Here is a 20,120-nt window from a genome sequence, read left to right on the forward strand (position 1 = left end):
ACACTAAACAATGCAAAAGTCAATAGGCAAAATGCGGAAAAGCAATAAAAATATGATAATATGTTACGCGTCAATAAAATAAGCGGCAGAGTGTTTGCTCCGCCGCTTTGATATATTATGATTTTAGAAATTATTTTGCTATGCCGCGTTCTTTGTCCGTTCCCGGAATAAGATTATCGCAGAATGCGGCGCAGAGACCGGCTTAAAGATAAAACAACGGCGGAAAAACCCCGCCGTTGTTTTGTGTTGTCGCCTGAATAATTACTTTGCTATGCCGCGTTCTTTGTCCGTTCCAGGGATAAGATTATCGCAGAATGCGGCGCAGATACCTGCGACTGCCATCGGTGTTTTGAGCACTGCCCAAATCATTCCGCCGAGCATCTGTCCGAAGAAGCCTGTGAAGAGTGTCTGCTGCGTTTCAACCCAGCCTGGGACGCCGAGGCACATGAGGAATGAGAAACCGACTATGAGAACGTTCCTCTGACTGCCCATGTCCGCGCGCATCAGGTTCTGAATTCCGAGTGCGCCTATTGTTCCGAAAAGCGTTATGTAAGCGCCGCCGATAATCGGTGAAGGCATGGTTGCTATAAGTGCGCCGAGCTTTGCAAAGAGTGACAGCAGAATAAGAATTACCGCGCCTATTCTGATTACGTAACGGCTTGCGACGCCCGTGAGCGCCATGAGTCCGATGTTTTCCGTATAAGAGGTTGTCCCGACGCTTCCGAGTATGCCTGAAATCGCGCAGCTGAAGCCTTCTGCGCCGAGTCCCTTGTTTATCTGTTCTCGTGTCGGGTCATTGACGCCTGCCGCGTACGTGCAGTTGTGATAATCGCCTATTGATTCAATCATGCAGCAGAAGAAGCCCGCGAAGATTGCGCCGATTGCGAGACCTGAGAATTTCGGCACGCCCCACGGCATAAAGAGGTTGTAGCGGAACCACGGCGCGTCTGCAACGCTTTGGAGATTGATGTAGGCGGCATGTCCCGGCGCAAAAATTCCTGCAAGCGAAAGGGCAAGGCAGAGCAGATAGGCTATAACTATCGCTCCGAGTACCGCGAATATATTGAGGAATTTGTTTTTGCTTACGAGGCTGAACAAAAAGACGAGCAGAACGACGAGAAGCGCCACAGGCCAGTAGTTTGCGGCGTTGAACTGTACGGCCGTCGGGGCAAGGGTGAAGCCGATAGCCATAATTGTAGGGCCGATGACAACCGGCGTTATGAATTTGCGTACGCGTCCGATTATTCTGGTGTAGCCCAAAAGTCCGAGCGTTATACCGCCGGCGATAAGCGCGCCTCCGACGTACTGCATTACAACGTCCGCGCCCATTGCTTTGTAGGCGCCGACTATGGTGAGTATCGGAGGTATGAAACTGAAGCTTGAACCCTGCACTATTGGCAGTCCGCTTCCGAGTTTCGGGTGTGTCTGAATGAGTGTCGCAATTCCCATCGCGAAATAGACGCAGCCGATGAAGGCGCCTATCTGAGCCGTTGTCATTCCCATTGCCGGCCCGCAGATGAGAGGCACAAGCGTCGTCGCCCCGAAGAGCGTCAGAACGTGCTGTGCTCCCGCGAGAATTGCTATTCCCAACGGCGGACGGTCTTCAATGCCGTAGACTATGTTTTTGTTTGCCATGTCTGTTCCCCCTTAAGTTTTGCTGCAATTTACATCTCGAAAATAATAATGCACGGCGCAAAAAAAATCCAGCGGAAATTTTAAAAATTCCGCCGGGTTAAAGATTGTAAATTATTTTGCCTTTCCCTGTGCTATAACCGCTGCCTGCGCTTTCGCTATTTCTTCGGGGTCGCCTACGTAATAGCTGCGCAGCGGGTTCATGTCTTCGTCAAATTCATAAACGAGGGGTACTGCGTTTGGGATATTGACGCCGACAATTTTGTCGTCGGGAACGTTGTCTATGATTTTCACGAGTGCGCGTATTGAGTTGCCGTGTGCGGAGATGACAATTCTTTTGCCGCTTTTCATTTCAGGGACAATTTGTTCCTGCCAGAACGGCTGTACGCGCTCTACCGTCATTTTCAGACTTTCTCCCTGCGGAAGGTCTGTGCCCTGAATTCCTGCGTTGTTGGGACTGTTTTTGGGGTGGCGCGGGTCAGTTTCGTCAAGCATGGGGGGCTCGACGTCATAGCTTCTGCGCCATTTCAAAACCGCTTCTTCACCGTATTTTGCGGCTGTTTCGGATTTGTTGAGTCCCTGCAGCGCACCGTAATGCTTTTCGTTCAGATGCCAGTTTTTTTCGGTCGGAACCCAAAGCTGATCCATTTCGTTCAGCATATAGAAAAGAGTCTGAATTGCGCGGCTGAGGTTTGAGGTGTAAGCTTTGTCGAAAACGTAGCCCTCTTTTTTCAGCAGTTTTCCTGCGTTTCTTGCTTCCTCTATGCCCTGCTCCGTGAGGGCGATATCAGTCCAGCCTGTGAAACGGTTTTCTTTGTTCCATTCGCTTTGCCCGTGTCGTACGAGTACGAGTTTGTACATCTGTTAATCAGCTCCTTCCGCGTTGTATGACCTTCTGCAGGTATTTTAGTACAAAAGCGGGAATAATACAATTACATACTGACATTGTTTTTTTTAAGTCAGGGTAATTTTTTGTGCCGAAAACGGTCTGTTTGGGAGTACAATAAACAGCGGTATATGTAATTTTTACCTGACGTTTGACATGGAGGGATTGCTGATGAAAGTCGCCGACGAAATTCGCGGATTTAAAGCAAAGGAGATAAGTGAAGAAGGGCTCGCAGAGCTGCAGGAAGCGGCAAGGAGAGGAAGAATATCTTCCGTTCTCGCCACCTCTGTTGCAAATAGCGGTCACCCCGGCGGGGCACTTTCTTCAATGGATATATACACGCTGCTGCTTGCAGTTGCCAACGTTTCGCCCAAAACAGCAGACGACGTTGAGAGAGACAGAATAGTTGTCAGCCACGGGCATACGTCTGCGGGCTTCTATTCGGCGCTTGCTGAATACGGTTTCTTTAAAGCGGAAGACATGATTGCAAATTTCAGACGCACAGGCAGCGCATTTCAGGGGCACGTAGAACGCTGTGTCTCCGGAGTTGACTGGGGCACGGGCAACCTCGGACAGGGGCTGTCGGCAGGCGTTGGTTTCGCGCTTGCGGCGCGTGCGAGAAACTCGCAGGCACGCACCTGGGTCGTCATGGGCGACGGCGAACAGGTCAAGGGACAGGTCGCGGAAGCGCGCCGCATTGCGGTCAAGGAAAAACTTGCAAATCTTACGGCGATAGTTGACTGGAACAATATACAGATAGGCGGAAATCTTGAAGACGTTATGCCTTCAAATATTAAAGAACTTTGGGAGGCGGACGGCTGGAGGGTATTTACCTGCGACGGTCATTCCTTCAAACAGATGTATGCAGCCCTGCGCGACGCCGCAAACTGCGACGGGTGCGCAGTAGTGCTTTGCAGGACGGTTATGGGCAAGGGCGTTTCATTTATGCAGAACGTTGCGACATATCACGGCAAAACAGTCTCAGGCGAACAGCTTGAACAGGCATTGTCAGAGCTTGGCGGCGATGTAAAGCAGTATGAGGCGGCAGCTGCAAAACGCAAAGAGGCACTTGTTCTCGGACGCGAAGACAAGGCTGAAGCCGCCGTGCTTGACCTTGGTACGCCGAAAACCTACACGGCGGAAGACAAAAAGGATAACCGCGGCGCATTCGGAACAGCGCTGGCAGAGGTTGGAGCGCTTAACTACAAAAAGGAAGGCAGAACGCCGCTGCTCGTGTTTGACTGCGACCTCGCCGGCTCCGTTATGGTAAAGGATTTCGGCAAAGCCTGCCCTGACAATTTTGTAGAGGCAGGTATTCAGGAGCACTGCGTGGCGACGACGGCGGGTTCTGCCTCAACGGCGGGCGTTGTTACTCTTTGGGCTGATTTCGGAGCTTTCGGAAGCGATGAAGTGTACAACCAGCAGCGCCTTAACGACATAAACTGCGCAAACACCAAGACGGTGCTCACACATTCGGGACTTGACGTAGGCGAAGACGGAATGACGCACCAGTGTGTTGATTACGTTGGACTTTTCCGCAATACCTACGGCTGGAAAGTCGTTGTTCCCGCAGATCCCAACCAGACGGACAGAGCTACCCGCTGGATGCTTACGGAACCGGGCTGCGTCTGCGAGGCAATGGGCAGAAGCAAATGCCCTGTCGTTCTCAAAGAAAACGGAGAGCCGTTCTTCGGCGGGGATTACAAATTTGAATACGGCAAAATCGACGTTGTACGCGAAGGCAAAGACGCGGTTATTCTTGCCATGGGACATTTTGTGAACCGCGCGCTTGCCGCGAGAGACATTCTGAAAGCCAAAGGCATTGACGCGTCAGTTCTTCACTGCGCCTCGCCGCTTGCGATAAATACTGACGAACTGCTTGCGCTTCTCAAAGACAAACCGCTTGTTACCTGCGAAGACCACAACGTAAATTCAGGTATGGGTTCAATTGTTGCAATGCAGCTTGCACGCGCCGGAAAAGCCGTTAAACTCAAAAACATGGGCGCGGCGCACTACGGTATGTCGGGCAAGAGCGACGAGGTTATGGCTGAAATGAAGCTTGCGCCGGAAGACATTGCGGCTGAGGTTGAGGCGCTTCTCAAATAATGATTGAATACGGAGACCTCGTTTATATCTGGAACCCCAAAAAGGGCGACAGTTACATGGTAAAGGTTACGCAGGGCGCGTCTCTCGGCACGCATTTTGCGCAGATTTACCATGACGAGCTCGTCAAGCATGATTTCGGAGAAGGCGTATGGACTGAAAAGGGAGATCTTTACTATCTGCTTCACCCGTCGCTCGGCGACTATACGCGCCACATACGCAGGCAGACGCAGATAATCTTTCCGAAAGACGCCGGCTATATTATTCAGCACCTTAATCTTTTCCCCGGCTGTACCTACGTGGAATGCGGCACAGGTTCGGGAAGTCTCTGCTGCACCGTGGCGCACTTTGTCGGAGAAAACGGAAAAGTCTGCACGTATGACAGACGCCCTGAATTTTCAGAGCTTGCAAGAAAAAATGCCGAGCGCTGGGGTGTTGCGGACAGGATAGAATTCAACGTTCGCGAGCTGTCGGAAGGCTTTAAGGAACGCGATGCAGACGCCGTCTACATTGATATTCCGAAGCCGTGGGAGCATATAGACAAGGCTTACGAAGCGCTGAAAGCAGGCTGCCACCTCGGAGTGCTTGTTCCTACGGTGAACCAGATTACGCTGACGCTCGAAGCGCTTGAAGAATTTAATTTTGTTGACGTCCGCGTCTGCGAAATTATGCTCCGCGACTACAAAACAGACCCGCGCCGCATACGTCCGCAGGACACAATGATAGGACACACGGGCTATCTCATATTTGCCGTTAAAACGCTTCCTTTGCCGAAGCGCCCTGCGGGAAGCGGAAACGACACGGAAACGGAACAGCCCGAAGAAGAATAATGGCGAAAAAACTTCTGCTCCATATCTGCTGCGCTCCGGACGCGACAATTCCGTGGCCGGAATACATAGCGGAAGGTTTTGAGACAACCGGATATTTTTATGGCAGCAATATTCACCCGGAAGAAGAATACGAAAAAAGACTGGAAGCTCTGAAAACGCTCAAAGCGTCTGTAGGGGCTTCTGTTGTTTTGCCCGAATACACGCCGTCTGCGTGGTTCTCTCGCGCAGAGACATTTGCCGCTGAGCCCGAGGGCGGCAAACGCTGCGAAGTATGTTTCCGCGCACAGCTTGAGGCAGCCGCCGAATATGCGGCAAAAAACGGCTATGACGCAGTTTCAACGACGCTGACTATAAGCCCTCACAAAAACGTCACGCTGATTAACAAAATCGGTGCCGAAACGGCTGAAAAGTACGGTGTAGAATGGATAGAAAGGGTATGGCGGAAAAACAACGGCTTCAAACGCTCTGTTGGCGAAAGCAGACGGCTGGGGCTGTACAGACAGAATTACTGCGGATGTGTGTATTCGCTTCGCAGCGGAGGAGAAACGGAATGAAAAACGTATTGAAACGCATTGAAAAACTTCGTGAATATCTGAGCCTGACAAACTGCGGCGCTTTTGTCGTTATGAACGATGAAGACTCAAACTGGGAGAGCCTTTATTATTTGAGCGGTTTTCGCGGCACCTGCGGGGCATTGGTCGTTTATCCTGACGATGAGGAGCTTATCCTTGACGGCCGCTATTTCGAGCAGGGCTCTGCGCAGTCGCCGCTGAAAACGGTGCAGATGAACACGAGTGTCGCGCAGGACGTGCGCGAGAGCCTGAAAAAGCACGGAACAAAAAGCGTACTCTGCGAAGCGGAACATACAAGCTATTCGCTGTGGAAAGCGGCAATGCCTGAAAACACGATCTGGACTGCGGCGGACGATTTTATAATGAGCCTGCGCCGTACAAAAGACGAGGAAGAGATACTGTGCATTAAAAAAGCGGCTGAAATCGGAGCAAAAGCTTTTTTGAATACTCTTGACAATGTCAGGGACGGTATGAAGGAAAAGGAATTTGAGGCTCTTCTCAATTACAACATTAGCATGCTCGGCGGCGAAACAGGTTTTGATATGATAGTCGCTTCCGGAGTGCGCAGCTCAATGCCGCACGGCAGGGCGACAGACAAAGAAATAAAGCGCGGGGAAATAGTAACGGTTGATTACGGAGCAAGAGTCAGCGGCTATTTCTGCGACATAACGAGAAATTTTACAATAGGCTCTGCTGGTGAAAGAGTAAAAGAATTGCATGCAATTTTATCTGAAGCGCACAACGGCTGCGCGGCTGCGCTCAAATCGGGAATACCAGGCTGGGAAGTGCATGAGCTTGCGGTAAAGATGCTCGGAGTTCACGAACTGGACAAATATTTTACGCACGGGCTCGGTCACGGCTTCGGTCTTTCAATCCACGAATACGGACTGCTCTCCAAAAAACAGAAATTTATGCTGCAGGCGGGGGACACGCTTACGGTTGAGCCTGGCGTATATATTGAGGGCTGGGGCGGTCTGAGGCTTGAAGACGACTACCTTGTAACCGAAAACGGCGCCGAACGGCTTACAACGGGCATAGAACAGAAACTGTTTGAAGCGTAAAGCTTTTGCGGTATAATTCTGGACAGATAATCGGTTGAATACCGGGGGGGGAGTGAAAGATATGAAGAAATACGTCTGCACGGTCTGCGGTTACATATACGATCCCGAAAAGGGAGACCCCGACGGCGGTATTGCGCCCGGGACGCCTTTTGAAGAAATTCCTGACGACTGGTCATGCCCCGTATGCGGAGTCGCCAAAGATTTGTTTGAGGTTTGCGATTAAGACCGCATTGCGCGGTTTAACAAAGATTTTCCTGCCGGGCGCGTGGAATACGGTTCGTGTTTTGAACCTACAATTATAAAAATTCGCGCGGAGCTGATACCGTCTGACAGTGACGTACTTAACTGAACGACCGAGAGCGGGCGGCAATGCTCAATCCTTTTACGGAGCGGATCAAAACCTTCCCGTACACGCCCCGGCGGGTGCTTAAAATTAAAAGTTCACTTTTTTGGAGCGGTAAATGTCTGAATCGGAAAACAGTATTTTCAGCGAAGAAAACAGCAGACTTCTGTTTGAGACGCCTCTTGCGGAACGCATGCGTCCGCGTACGCTTGACGAGTACGCGGGGCAGTTCGGCGTAATCGGCGAAGGAAAGCCGCTTCGCGTAATGCTTGAAGGCGGAAAAGTCCCCAGCTGTGTTTTGTACGGGCCTCCGGGCGTCGGCAAAACTACGCTTGTCCGTCTTATGGCAAAGGTCACGGGCAGGGAACTGCTTGAGATAAACGCGGTCGCCGCCAAGGTTGAAACGCTGCGCGAGCTTGTTGAAAAGGCGAAAGGAATAAAAAGGCTGACGGGACGTTCCGCAATAGCCTTTGTTGACGAACTTTATCATTTCAATTCAAAACAGCAGAACATACTGCTCCCGTCCGTTGAAGTCGGCGACATAATTCTTGTCGGTACCACAACGGAAAATCCGTGGTTTGAAATAAACAAGACACTGCTTTCACGCATGGTCGTCTATACGCTGGAACCGCTTGACGAAGCCGAAACCGTAAAGCTTCTGAAACGCGCACTGACAGACGAAGAACGCGGACTGGGAAGGCTCGGCTGTACGGTGGAAGATTCCGTGCTTGAAAAAATAGCCGCTCTGGCAGGCGGCGATGCGCGGCAGGCTTTAACGCGCCTTGAAGCGGCTGTTTCCTCGTGCGCAATGGCAGGCGGGAAAGAAATTACCGAACAAACTGTAACGGAAAGCGGCGGCGGCGCGGCACAGCGCTATGACAGAGCGTCAAACGACCACTACCACGTGATTTCCGCGCTTATAAAATCAATCAGAGGGTCAGACCCTGACGCAGCCGTCTATTGGCTTGCGAGAATGTTAAGCGCCGGCGACGACATACGCTTTATATGCAGACGGCTCTGCATATCGGCTGCCGAAGACATAGGCCTCGCAGATCCGTTTGCGCTTGTAATGGCGCAGAACGCGGCATCTGCCGTTGACCGAGTCGGGCTTCCCGAGGCGCGGATAATAATGAGCGAATGTGTTATATATCTTGCCTGTGCCCCAAAAAGCAACAGCGCCTATCTTGCGGTCGGCAAAGCGCTGAAAGCTATATCCGATGGTGACCTTATGGAAGTGCCGTACCACCTGCGCAACGACGGGGAAGGCTATGTCTACCCGCACGATTTTCCGGGACACTGGACCGCGCAGCAGCATCTTCCCGAAACGCGCCGTTTCTACATACCTGGGCAGCTTGGCACGGAAATAAGAATACTTGAACGTCTGAAAAAACTCTGGAAACGCTTCAGCGAAGATTAACTGCAGCGTTAAGCCTTAAGCAAGAAGTTTTAAGTAAGAGCATTAAGGTGATGAGTAACGGCTAAAAGCTGACATCTTTAGCGTATAATGTCCAGCGTATAACATATATCGTATCAAAAAATAAGACGCCTCACGATACCATTCGTGAGGCGATTTTTGTATGTTGGTTGGTGTTGCAGACAAAAAACTGGTGCCGGGAGGGGGGATCGAACCCCCACGGGGTTGCCCCCGGTGGATTTTGAGTCCACTGCGTCTGCCGTTCCGCCACCCCGGCGATTACCGGTAGATTATAGCGTTAAAAAAGTTTATATGCAAGATTTTTCCGTTTTCTGATGCTATAATCTGTGCGGAAGAGAAACTGGACAAAGGAGTGTGCGGCGTGAAAGAGATAACTGTCAGCTGCTATGCGCTTAAAAATTGCAACGAAAAACAGAGCGAGACGCTTGTTGAAAGACTGAAAGCCTTCTGCGCGAGAATGAACCCGCGGCTTGAAAAAATGGAAACGAAACTCAGACTGCGCGAAATTGTTTTTGACGAAATCAACGAGGACGCGCTCATGTCTGCCGGAATGATAACTTTCAAAACCGAAAACGGGCAGGAAACGCCTGCCGAACAGCTGCTTGATATGGAACTGGATTTTGAGCTTGCGGAAGGACAGGAATTTCCGTCCAGAATTTACCGCGGCAAAAACGGGGAAAAATATTCCGAAATTAACGACAGCCTTCTGACAGCCGCGCTGCTTCGCACCGCGTTCGGACTTTCCGGCGCCGGGGCATGTGAGGGGGACTGCGAACATTGTAGCGCGGAATGCGGACTGTAAATACTGTACAATAAATGAAAATCTCCGCCGTCAGGCGGAGATTTTATTTGCAAAATATCTGAAGTTGGTATGTTGCATTATTTGAAAAGTGGACTATAATATCCACTATAAAGTGGAATTGTGCGTCCAGTATTATTCTGTTTGAGAGGGGGCAGAGAAATGAACCCTGTTGTTGGGCTTCCCGAACCGCTTTTGCTTGGCTTGCACGCCTTGGGAGAGCTTGGCGCGGAGCCTGAAAAATGTCTTACGACAAGCGAGATAGCGGCTAAGATAGGCACGACGGAGCCGCATCTTTCAAAGGTTTTGCAGAGGCTTAACAAGAACGGCTTTATAAAGTCAATAAGGGGACCAGGCGGCGGTTACGTTTTAAACTGCAATCCCGAGGAAACAGAGCTTGCGCCGATTTTTGAGCTTTTGGGCGGTTCTTTCAGTCCGAGCGGCTGCGTGATAGGCTGCAGCAAGAAAGTGTGTTTTATCAGCTCAATGCTGAACGAGCTTTCGCGCGAAATGAACAAATATCTCTGCTCACGCACGCTGAAGGAATTTATTTATTATTATCAGAATTCGGGTCAGGTAAGCATAGACATTACCGTGACTCCGAAATAAAAGAAAACAAATTGCATGCCATGCAATAAATTTATTGAGGGGGCTTCTTTATGAAGAAAATTTTGGCAGTAGTTTTGCTTGTGTCGCTTCTCGTTCCGGCAGCGGCATTTGCGGAGGGTTTCGGCGTCTATGAGTGGAGCGCGACGGGAACGGCAATGGGCGACAACTTTATGTTTGACGAAGAAGACGCGGCGGTTCTCGCTTACAACCCTGCGGGCATTACGCATCTCAAGGGAAAACATCTCAGCTTCGGCGCAACGTGGTTTAATCCTGCAATCAAATGCCATTTCCAGAATACCCCAAGTGTTCCTGCTTATAATTGGAAGTCATGGAATGAAGCAAAGGGATATAAAGGCACAACACATAAAAATAACAGCTATGACCCCGTATGGGCAGGCTCAATTTTCTACACGCACCAGCTGAACGATAAGCACTGGCTCGGTCTCGGTGTTTTCCCGCGCTTCGGCAACGGAATTAACTTTGATTCAACATGGGAAGGCCGCTATGATACGGTCAGCGGTAAAATTACCGGTATAACAATTCAGCCTACTTGGGCGTTTAAGCCTTCCGAAAAATGGTCAATCGCGCTTGGACTTGACGTGAACTATATGAACCTTTCGTTGTCAAAGCAAATACCAATACATGACGGTGCAAAGCCACTACCAAATCTGTACGGAGATGCGTTGCTCGATCTTGATGGCAAATGCACAAATCTCGGCTGGTTTGTTTCAGCAATGTATGACTTTGACAAGAAAAATTCCGCAGCAATTACCTATCGCTCAAGTATTAAACATACAATGGATGCTGATACAGAAGTCATTTCTGATTTGGGCAATCAGTATGCAAATGCGCACGGCAGCGTTACTGTACCTGACTCACTTTCATTTGGGTTCGGTCATAAATTCAGCGACAGAACAAGAATTGAATTTGACGCGACATGGACAAACTGGTCAACCTATGATGTGCTTGATATGTCATTTACACCTGCAATTCAAACGCCAACAGGACCTATGGATAACTATATCGGCGTTAAAGACTGGAAAGCTGCGTGGCGTTTCGGTGTAGGCTTTCAGCACAGAATGAACAGCAAATGGACGTTCCTTTGCGGCTATAACTTTGACGGAAGCCCTGTGCCTGACGAAACCTTTGACTTTACAGTCCCGACGGGAGACAGACACCGCGGCAGCGTGGGCTTTAAGTACAATATCAGCAGGGATGCGGCGATTACGTTTGCTTATACCGCAATTTGGGCAGCCTCCAGAGACGTTGAATCCAAGGTTGGCGGAGCAGATTTTACCTCCGCGCGTATCAACGACTGCCTGACGCAGATTCTTTCGCTCGGCTTCAGCATGAAACTTAAATAGCTGAATTGAAGAAGATTACCAAATAAACTAAAGCGTCCGGTTTCGGATGCTTTTTTGTTTCCAAAATTTAAATTTTTGTTGCGGATAACAGTATTTGAGTTATAATGCTCCTGTCAGAGATTATTACAGAAACGGGTGTGATTTTATGTCAACAATAGGGTATTTTGACAATCTTGAGGAATTTAAGAAACTTCATGCGCTTCCGGTGAGAACGACTATTGAGTCAGCTTTCTACGGAAACAACGTTGTGCGCGTTAATGACGTCGCCGAAGCTTACGAGCTTGCGAAGAAAAGCGCCGGCACAGTTGAGCTTACGGGGCTTCCTGTCTGCCACAATGCGGAACTCGGACTGCCGGAAGGCGCAAACGTTCTTTTGTTCAACGACGGCGCGGTTTTCGGCCGCACGGCGGCAGCTAGAAGAATAGTCGGCTGGCCGGAGGTTGACGTTAAAAAAATATGCACTATTCTGCGCGAAGCAATACACAACGCGCGCGAAAGAAAATTCTACACCGCTGACGCTATTATCGGGCTTGACGAAGATTTTATGACGCGTGCCCATATTATGCTTCCTGAAGGACACGAAAACAATCTTTACAACTGGCTGCTCAATTTCCAGTATGCAAACGAAGAATACGAAAAACGCTACGCAAATTCCCGTCCGCTTCCGAATGACGGAGACATTTTCGTCTACGGCGACCCGTACTGGTCACACCCCGATTTCCCGCTCGGTCTTGCGTTCTTCTCACCTGAGCAGAACTGCGCGGCAATTCTCGGCATGCGCTATTTCGGCGAATTCAAAAAAGGCACGCTCACGCTTGCCTGGGGCATCGGCGCGAGAAACGGATACGTTGCGTGCCACGGCGGACTGAAACGCTATCAGCTTAAGGACGGAAGCGGCAAAAAATACGTGCTTGCGGCGTTCGGACTTTCAGGCTCAGGCAAATCCACAATCACGCACGCAAAGCACGGCGGCAAATATGACGTTACGGTACTTCACGACGACGCCGTTGTTATAAACGTCAAGGAAAAATACGCGATAGCCCTTGAGCCTGCCTATTTTGACAAAATGGCAGACTATCCGATAGGCTGTCCGGACAACAAATATCTGCTTTCACTGCAAAATCTCGGCGTAACGAAAACGAAGGACGGAAAGCTTATAGCTGTCAGCGAAGACATACGCAACGGAAACGGCAGAGCAATCAAATCGCGCTACTGGTCGCCGAACAGAATAGACAGAATTGACGAACCGATTAACGCCGTTTGCTGGCTTATGAAAGATTCATCGCTGCCCCCTGTTGTCAAACTCACCGGAGCGTCCCTCGCCTCGGTAATGGGCGCGACCCTTGCCACAATCCGCACCTCTGCGGAGCATCTTGCCCCCGGCGTTGACCCGAACGCTCTTGTAATAGAGTGCTACGCAAACCCGTTCAGAACTTATCCGCTTTCAATGGACTACGAGCGTTTCCGCCAGCTTTTTGAAGACGGCGTAGAGTGCTACATTCTTAACACGGGCTCGTTCCTTGACAAAAAAGTTCCGAAAGAGATGACGCTGGAAATTCTTGAAAAGATTGTTGAAGGCAAGGCCAATTTCGTTCCGTTCGGCAGTCTCCCCGGAATTGAATTGCTTGAGATAGAAGGCTTTGTCCCTGATTTGTCAGATGCGGCATACAAGGAACTGTTCATCAAACGCATGGAAGACCGCGTCAAATTCGTGAACTCGCGCGAAACCGAAAAGGGCGGCGTTGACGCTCTTCCGGCAGACGCCAAGGAAGCGCTTGCAAAGGTTATGGAAGCCGCGCGCAAAGCGTAGGAACAAAAATATTCTGAGCGGAGTCCGCTGCGGGCTCCGCCTTTCGTTTAGTAAGGAGCAAAAATGACAGAACGCGATTTTGAATTTTCACTGGGCGCTATTGACCCGTGCGGAAGAGTCAAGCACAGATATCTGCTTGAAATTTTTCAGGAAATGGCAGAAATTGACGCCGCTAAATACAATTTTGCGGTATTTCAGGTTTTGGAACGCGGAATGACGTGGGTGCTGCGCAGTTACCGCATAGATTTTGAGAGCTATCCCTGCAGGGAAGACAGAATACTCAAAATTGAAACCTACGCCGAAATATACCGCAATCTGTTTTCGCTTCGCACGTTTGAAATCAGAAACGCCGAAGGAAAACTGCTCGGTACAGCCAAAACCTGGTGGGTGTTGATAGACCTTGAAAGAAAACGTCCGCTGAGGCTTGACAAGGTTGAGGGCATGGACAAATTTCTTGCGCAGGCTTCCGAAAATTACCCGCCTGAGGTAAAAATACCGGAAGCCGCAAATGCGCAGCTCAGTTTCCCGTGGCAGGTCAGATGGCAGGACCTTGACGTGAACGACCATACGAACCACACGATATATTTCGGGTGGGCGCTTGAAAGCGTTCCGTTTGAAATCGCGGAAACGCACGCGCCTGTTTTTGCTGAAGCGCAGTATTTCAAGCCTGTTCCGCGCATGAAAATTGAGTGCCGCACGGAAGAAATTCCGTATGAAGGGCAGCTCCGCTTTGTTCACTCGCTCAAGGATGCGGAGGGTACTGAATACGCGCGGCTTTTGAGCGGCTGGAAAAAGGACGAACGCCCAAAAATTGAGATGTTTTAAATATTTCCGTTATATAGACAAAAACAGAAATAAATGGTATTCTTTGCTTTCATTTAGGTACTAGTCCAACGGGGGTGTGTACTGCTATGGAATATATCTGGCAGCTTAATGGCAAAATCAACGCTATTGTGTGGGGGCCGTGGATGCTTGCGCTTTTGGTCGGAACCGGAGTATGGTTCACGTTTATCCTCGGTTTTCCGCAGATTAAGTATTTTTCAGCAACATTCAGGGAAGTATTCGGCAAAATTCTGCATAAAAGCGAACAGGAAGGAATGATATCTTCCTTCGCGGCAATGTCCACCGCTTTGGCGGCGACAGTCGGCACCGGAAACATAGCGGGAGTTGCGACTGCCCTTCATATCGGCGGCCCCGGCGCTCTTGTGTGGATGCTTATTTCAGCTTTCTTCGGCATGACGACAAAATTCTGCGAAGTTTCCCTGGCAGTGCGTTACCGCGAGAAAAACGAAAAGGGCGAAATACGCGGCGGCACAATGTACATACTTGAAAAAGCTCTCGGTATGCGCTGGCTTGCGTTGCTCTTCGCATGGTTCGCGCTCATTGCCTCGTTCGGCATAGGTGATATGGTGCAGGCAAACTCAACTGCGGAAGGTTTTTACATGGCATTTCACGTGCCGCACGTGTACACCGCGGCAATTTTGGCGTTTCTGACGGGACTGGTAATTTGCGGCGGCTTAACAAGAATCGCTGCGGTTGCCACCTACCTTGTTCCGTTTATGTCAATTTTCTATATAGTTTGCGCGAGTGCCGTTGTTCTTAATAATGTACAGAATATTCCCTATGCAGTATCAACAGCCCTGCAGGGTGCTTTCGGCAATCCGATGGCAATCCCTGGCGCTCTCGGCGGCTGGGCGGTAAAAGCCGCAATTACAAAAGGAATATCGCGCGGCGTTTTCTCCAACGAAGCAGGTCTTGGTTCCGCGCCTATGGTGCACTGCACGGCTATGGTGGATCACCCTTGCAGACAGGGGCTTTACGGAATTTTTGAAGTGTTTGCCGATACGATAGTTATCTGCTCGCTCACAGTGCTTACGATACTTACCAGCGGCGTTCTTACATCGCAGCCTGAGCTTACCGGTGCGCAGCTGACGCTTTCAGCTTTCAGCGAAACTCTCGGAAACACCGGCACGCTAATTTTGTCGCTCGGGCTTGCACTTTTTGCGCTGTCAACCATCCTCGGCTGGTACTGGTACGGCGAAACAGCCCTGACATACATTTTTGGTCATAAAGGTACCGGCATTTACAAAGCGGCATTCCTTATTCTGCTCTTTGTCGGCGGCTGGGGCGGAGCCGAAATACTGGCAAATATTTGGGACTTGTCCGATACAATGAACGGGCTTATGGCAATTCCCAACCTTATAGGTCTGCTGCTTCTTTCAAAAGAACTCCGCAGACTGACAAAAGATTTTGACAGCAAACGCAAAAGCGGTGAACTGAAACTGTAGACAGCGGTACGGAAATAATTGAAACAGCAACGCTTCGAAGAATTTACTTCGGGGCGTTTTGTTTTTTTGTGAAACGGAGATAGCAGACGGAGAAAAGCAAAAGCTGGACAACTGTTGAGGAAGGCGTGGCAAGAGCTATTTTGAAAAGCGATACCGGTTCAGAGAGGCTCATAAACCATGAAACGGGTATTCGTACGCAGAAAGCGCCTATTATGCCCTGCCACATTACAAACCGCGTCTTCCCGTAGCCTGAAAAATAGCCTTCAAAACAGAACATGAATGATACGAACAGGCAGTCTATCGCGTAAGCTTTAAGGTAATCCGCGGCAGAATAGATTACGTCCGGCTTGCCTTTTGCAAACAGAGCGGCAAGCATATCACCGTGAAAAAATGACAGCCAGGCAAAAAATATTCCGGTGCCGAGCGAAACTGATATCCCGTAGGCAAGGGCGCGCTTCGCGCGTTCGTGTTCTCCCGCGCCGGCGTTCTGAGCTGTGAAGCTTGCCACCGTCTGGGCAAAGGTAATCGGAACAAGCATAATTATTCCGCATATCCGTTCAGTGACCCCAGCCGCCGCTGAGAAGGTTACCCCGAGTCTGTTCACAAACGCGGTTACACAGAGGAAAGAGAGTGTTACAAGAAAATCCTGCAAGGCTATGGGTATTCCTATGCGGAGCATTGTTTTGACAGCGTTTGAGCTGTATTTTAGAGCGCTTTTTGCGTATTCAAACGGTTTTTCCCTTTTCAAAACCGCGAAAAGCGTAAGCAGAACGCTGACTGCCTGCGCAAAAACCGTTGCAAACGCAGTTCCGAAAACTGGCATTTTAAAGTAGCCCGCAAGCAGAAGATCTCCGGCAATGTTTGTAAAGGTTGCGATTGAAATTGTCAGAAGCGGTGTTCTTGAATCACCGAGCCCTCTGAATATTGCGCCGAGTACGCAGAAAGAAGCGGTGAATACAAGTCCTGCGGAGCATATTCTGGTGTAGAGCAGCGCTCCTGCGTATGCTTCCGGCGGGGTCTGCATGAGTTTTACCGCCGGTTCCGCAAGCAGCTCCATAAGCAGCGTTACGGCGATTGAAAAGTAAAGGAAAAATCGGGCGGAGGAAAAAATCGTGCAGGCTGCAGAATTGTAATTTTTTTCTCCTATTCTCTGTCCGACAACGGTTGTTATGCCCGAGGCGATACCCATTGTCAGGGACATAACAGTCCAGATTATCCATGCGCCGGTAGAGACGGACGAAACGTCTGCTTTGCTGCCGAAATGACCGACTATGAGCATATCAACTACGCCGTAGAGGTTCATTAACAGCATGGAAAAAAATACCGGAATTGCAAATCCGGTCATCTTTTTAAATACTGAGCCTTTAGTGAAATCGTTTTGTTCGTTCATTTACATAAAAAAGCCGGAAAACTCCGGCTTTGAATTATCTTTTGCCTGCCATTGTGAGCAGGTCAAGCAGCATTGCCTGTCCTGTTGCTCTGCGTCCGGCGCCCGGACCTATAATGGTCGTTGTCCCGAGGTTGTCTGTATAGACGGTTGCCGCGTTTATTGCCCCGTTTATTGAAGCGAGAGGGTGAGTCATCGGTATTTTTTTAGGAGCAACGTAGGCTTTTATATCACCGTGGTTATTTTCAATTCCCGCAATCAGCTTTATCGTGCAGCCGTCTTCTTTTGCGCGCTCCATGTCTTCAAACGTAACGTTTGCTATGCCTGTGCGGTCAACGTCACTGACGGAAATTTGTTTGCCGTAAAGCATTTTTGTCAGAATTACGACCTTGACAGCCGGATCCCACGCGTCTATGTCTCCTGAAGGGTCTGTTTCCGTGTAGCCGAGCTCTTTTGCCGTGTTAAAGGCCTCCTCGTAGCTTGCACCGCTGTACATTTTACTCAGAATAAAGTTCGTCGTTCCGTTGATTATTCCTTCGATTTTCAGAATTCTGCAGCCTGCGAGCCCGTGATTAAGCATCGTTATAAACGGTGTCCCGCTCATGACTACGCCTTCAAACTGAAGCTGCGCCCCATTCTGTTTCGCCAAAGCGGCCAGTTCGTCATAAGCGAGAGACAGGGGACCCTTGACGGTGGTTGAAACGTTAATGCCTTTTGAAAGCGCGGTTTTAATGTGAGAGAGCGCCGGTTCGCCCGTTTCCACGTTGGTCGGAGTGGCTTCGCACAGCATAGTAATCTCTGCTGAGTCAAGCAGTTCGCCAAATTCTCCCTGAACGTCTTTGTTGAGCCCTGCGAGGGAATTGGTTGTGTGCAATGAGTTTATTGCGGTATTTAGGTCAAGGCCGTTTTTATCGGCAACAGTACCTTTGAAAAGGTCGCAAAGAAGCGTAACTTCAAATTCAAACCCGTATTTTTCCTTAAGCTCCGCACGTTTTTCGCAGAGCAGTTCCAGCAGGGCAGTACCTACGTTTCCGCAGCCTGAGACAGCTATTTTGTGAAGCAATCGGAAACACTCCTTTCAGTCGTTAGTTATCAGTCGCCGGTTGTCTTACAGTATATACGTTCAGCGACATTATACTATATTTCTCTGCGTTTTCGTCCTTTGTCTCTGCGATGTTCGCGAAGCTCACGTTTTGCGCGGTCAAATTTATTTTCGCTGTTTCTTGAAAAATAGCGTTTTCTCTCGCCCTGAGCAGCGTCTCTGTGTGGTCTTGATCCGCTTTCGCCTGAATTTTTTATGGGAGTAATCTTTTCGGCGTGAAGTCCTTCCTTTTCAAGTCTGCCGCTTCTTGCGTCAAAGAGCCTGCCCGCGTTTGCGGAAAGTTCAACCGTTATTCCGTCGTCGCGCAGTTTTATGTTGCCTACGTCTTCGCGCCCTATGCCTATGGCGCGGCAGAGAAGCCCAAGCAGTGGACCGACCTGCCAGCCGTCTTTTCGCCCTTCCCTGAAACGTACGCGTATTCCGCCCGACATTTCCGAACTTTTGAATTTGTCCTTTGAGTTGTCCCTCTCGCGGTCTCTTTTTTCCGCGGCAGCGCGCCCGCGTTCTTTTTCCCAGTCCATTTCGCGCTGTATGTCTTCGCGGATTGAGTAACCGCCCGGTCTGCTGCCGTAAGCTTTTGCAAGAAGTCCCGATACAAGCGTTTCAGCCTCGTCGCGTTCAAGCAGTTCGTGTGCCCACTGAACGTAGTCCTCTGATTCAAATGCGCTGTCAAGAACTTCCTGCTCGAAACGCAGTCTTGACTGCTGGTCTATTTCCGCAGCATCGGGTGCCGGCATCCACTGCATTTTGAGATTTGATTTCGCCATGCGGAGCATAAATTTAAACTGTTTTGTTTCTCGGGCTGTAAGAAGGATAAGGTTGCTGCCTTCCTGCCCTGCTCTTCCCGTGCGTCCGCTCCTGTGTACAAAGGCTTCGAGGTTCTGCGGAAGTCCGTACTGTATTACGTGGCTTACGCCTTCAATGTCAAGGCCGCGGGCGGCAACGTCCGTAGCGACGAGTATCTGAACGCGTCCGCCGCGGAGAGCTCCGAGAGCCGTGTTTCTTTCGCGCTGGCTCATGTCGCCGTGTATTGCGGTTGCGCGGAAGCCTCCGTCGCAGAGCCTGTCTGCAATTTCCTGAGTTTCAGCCCTTGTGCCGCAGAAAAGCAGGGCGCGTGCGGGATTTTCCCAGACGAGCACGTTCGTGAGCCCTTCAAAACGTCTGCGCGACGGGATTATGCATGCGCGCTGTGTAATGTCTTCGTGCGTGGTTACGTCGGAAACAAGCGAAATGCGCCGCGGGGCGTCCAGATAGCGTTTTGCGAGCGCAAGAATTTCAGGCGGCATGGTTGCCGAGAAAAGCCAGGTGCGCTCCGTATGGGGCATTGTGTCAAGAATTCCTTCCAGTTCCTCGCGGAAGCCCATGTCAAGCATGTCATCGCCTTCGTCAAGCACGACGCTGCGTATCGTTTCGCCTTTGAACGTTCCCCTGCGTATATGGTCAAGAATACGCCCCGGAGTGCCTACGATAACGTTTGCGCCGTCCCTTAGAGCCCTTATCTGGCGTTCCATATCCATTCCGCCGACAAGCGAGGCAACCTTTACGCGGCAATAAGCGCCCGCCCAGCTGAATTCGCGTGCAGTCTGCAGCGCGAGTTCGCGCGTAGGCGAAAGCACGAGAATCTGCGGGACGCTCATTTCGCTTTCGTCAAGAATGTTCAGAAGCGGAAGAGCGAAGGCAAGCGTCTTGCCCGAGCCTGTTTTTGCCTGAACTATGAGGTCGCCGTCAAGAAAGGTCTCGTCTTCAAGAATGCTTACCTGAACGGGCATAGGGGACTCAAAGCCTTTTTTGTCGAGAGCCATAACAAGCTCTTTTCGCAGATTGAAATCTGCGAATCTGATATTTGTTTCTGCCATTTTGAAAATCCTCCCAATTTGTGCTGAAGCAGCAAAACAAATC

17 protein-coding genes and 1 tRNA gene are annotated in these 20,120 nt (G+C 50.2%); 12 read left to right on the forward strand and 6 right to left on the reverse strand.

What is annotated here, in order from left to right:
• Positions 1-261: 261 nt before the first annotated feature.
• Positions 262-1,635, reverse strand: a complete 1,374-nt coding sequence (locus tag KBS54_00005; GenBank protein ID MBQ0054522.1) for a purine/pyrimidine permease — start codon at positions 1,633-1,635, stop codon at positions 262-264.
• A 111-nt stretch (positions 1,636-1,746) separates the two neighbouring features.
• Positions 1,747-2,493, reverse strand: coding sequence for a 2,3-diphosphoglycerate-dependent phosphoglycerate mutase (gene gpmA / locus KBS54_00010; GenBank protein ID MBQ0054523.1), 747 nt, complete (start codon positions 2,491-2,493; stop codon positions 1,747-1,749).
• A 196-nt stretch (positions 2,494-2,689) separates the two neighbouring features.
• On the opposite strand from gpmA, the gene KBS54_00015 reads away from it, so the two are divergent.
• From KBS54_00015 to KBS54_00040, 6 genes are all read left to right on the forward strand, one after another.
• Positions 2,690-4,624, forward strand: coding sequence for a transketolase (locus KBS54_00015; protein ID MBQ0054524.1), 1,935 nt, complete (start codon positions 2,690-2,692; stop codon positions 4,622-4,624).
• Positions 4,624-5,451 carry a tRNA (adenine-N1)-methyltransferase gene (locus KBS54_00020; protein MBQ0054525.1) on the forward strand — a complete coding sequence of 276 codons (828 nt, stop codon included), beginning with the start codon at positions 4,624-4,626 and terminating at the stop codon, positions 5,449-5,451. Before KBS54_00015 ends, KBS54_00020 begins: the two co-directional genes overlap by 1 nt.
• Positions 5,451-6,005, forward strand: a complete 555-nt coding sequence (locus tag KBS54_00025; GenBank protein ID MBQ0054526.1) for an epoxyqueuosine reductase QueH — start codon at positions 5,451-5,453, stop codon at positions 6,003-6,005. The genes KBS54_00020 and KBS54_00025 overlap by 1 nt, the downstream gene beginning before the upstream one ends.
• Positions 6,002-7,084, forward strand: coding sequence for an aminopeptidase P family protein (locus KBS54_00030; protein MBQ0054527.1), 1,083 nt, complete (start codon positions 6,002-6,004; stop codon positions 7,082-7,084). Before KBS54_00025 ends, KBS54_00030 begins: the two co-directional genes overlap by 4 nt.
• 61 nt (positions 7,085-7,145) lie before the next feature.
• The gene (locus KBS54_00035) at positions 7,146-7,307 is read left to right on the forward strand and encodes a rubredoxin (GenBank protein ID MBQ0054528.1); all 162 of its coding nucleotides are present in this window, start codon (positions 7,146-7,148) and stop codon (positions 7,305-7,307) included.
• Positions 7,308-7,545: 238 nt separating this feature from the next.
• Positions 7,546-8,844: a replication-associated recombination protein A gene (locus KBS54_00040; protein MBQ0054529.1), complete on the forward strand. Its 1,299-nt coding sequence runs from the start codon at positions 7,546-7,548 to the stop codon at positions 8,842-8,844.
• A gap of 188 nt (positions 8,845-9,032) precedes the next feature.
• Here the strand turns inward: KBS54_00040 and KBS54_00045 are convergent.
• Positions 9,033-9,118, reverse strand: a tRNA-Leu gene (locus KBS54_00045).
• A 105-nt stretch (positions 9,119-9,223) separates the two neighbouring features.
• Between KBS54_00045 and KBS54_00050 the strand changes: the two genes are divergently transcribed.
• The 6 genes from KBS54_00050 (at position 9,224) to KBS54_00075 (ending at position 15,732) form a co-directional block, all read left to right on the forward strand.
• On the forward strand, positions 9,224-9,664 hold the full coding sequence (locus KBS54_00050) for a hypothetical protein (GenBank protein MBQ0054530.1): 441 nt from the start codon (positions 9,224-9,226) through the stop codon (positions 9,662-9,664).
• A gap of 159 nt (positions 9,665-9,823) precedes the next feature.
• Positions 9,824-10,270, forward strand: coding sequence for an Rrf2 family transcriptional regulator (locus KBS54_00055; GenBank protein MBQ0054531.1), 447 nt, complete (start codon positions 9,824-9,826; stop codon positions 10,268-10,270).
• A 50-nt stretch (positions 10,271-10,320) separates the two neighbouring features.
• The gene (locus tag KBS54_00060; GenBank protein ID MBQ0054532.1) at positions 10,321-11,634 is read left to right on the forward strand and encodes an outer membrane protein transport protein; all 1,314 of its coding nucleotides are present in this window, start codon (positions 10,321-10,323) and stop codon (positions 11,632-11,634) included.
• A 145-nt stretch (positions 11,635-11,779) separates the two neighbouring features.
• Positions 11,780-13,444: a phosphoenolpyruvate carboxykinase (ATP) gene (locus KBS54_00065; GenBank protein ID MBQ0054533.1), complete on the forward strand. Its 1,665-nt coding sequence runs from the start codon at positions 11,780-11,782 to the stop codon at positions 13,442-13,444.
• A gap of 63 nt (positions 13,445-13,507) precedes the next feature.
• Positions 13,508-14,269, forward strand: a complete 762-nt coding sequence (locus KBS54_00070) for a hypothetical protein (protein ID MBQ0054534.1) — start codon at positions 13,508-13,510, stop codon at positions 14,267-14,269.
• 86 nt (positions 14,270-14,355) lie between these two features.
• Positions 14,356-15,732 carry a sodium:alanine symporter family protein gene (locus KBS54_00075; GenBank protein MBQ0054535.1) on the forward strand — a complete coding sequence of 459 codons (1,377 nt, stop codon included), beginning with the start codon at positions 14,356-14,358 and terminating at the stop codon, positions 15,730-15,732.
• Positions 15,733-15,775: 43 nt separating this feature from the next.
• Here the strand turns inward: KBS54_00075 and KBS54_00080 are convergent, their stop codons facing one another.
• The 3 genes from KBS54_00080 to KBS54_00090 all read right to left on the reverse strand — a co-directional run bounded on the left by KBS54_00080 (position 15,776) and on the right by KBS54_00090 (position 20,077).
• Positions 15,776-17,122: an MATE family efflux transporter gene (locus KBS54_00080; protein ID MBQ0054536.1), complete on the reverse strand. Its 1,347-nt coding sequence runs from the start codon at positions 17,120-17,122 to the stop codon at positions 15,776-15,778.
• A gap of 34 nt (positions 17,123-17,156) precedes the next feature.
• On the reverse strand, positions 17,157-18,182 hold the full coding sequence (locus KBS54_00085) for a homoserine dehydrogenase (GenBank protein ID MBQ0054537.1): 1,026 nt from the start codon (positions 18,180-18,182) through the stop codon (positions 17,157-17,159).
• Positions 18,183-18,256: 74 nt separating this feature from the next.
• Positions 18,257-20,077, reverse strand: a complete 1,821-nt coding sequence (locus KBS54_00090) for a DEAD/DEAH box helicase (GenBank protein ID MBQ0054538.1) — start codon at positions 20,075-20,077, stop codon at positions 18,257-18,259.
• Between the last annotated feature and the right edge of the window lie 43 nt (positions 20,078-20,120).

Source organism: Candidatus Equadaptatus faecalis, from assembly GCA_018065065.1.
In the GTDB taxonomy this organism is placed as follows: Bacteria; Synergistota; Synergistia; order Synergistales; family Synergistaceae; genus Equadaptatus; species Equadaptatus faecalis.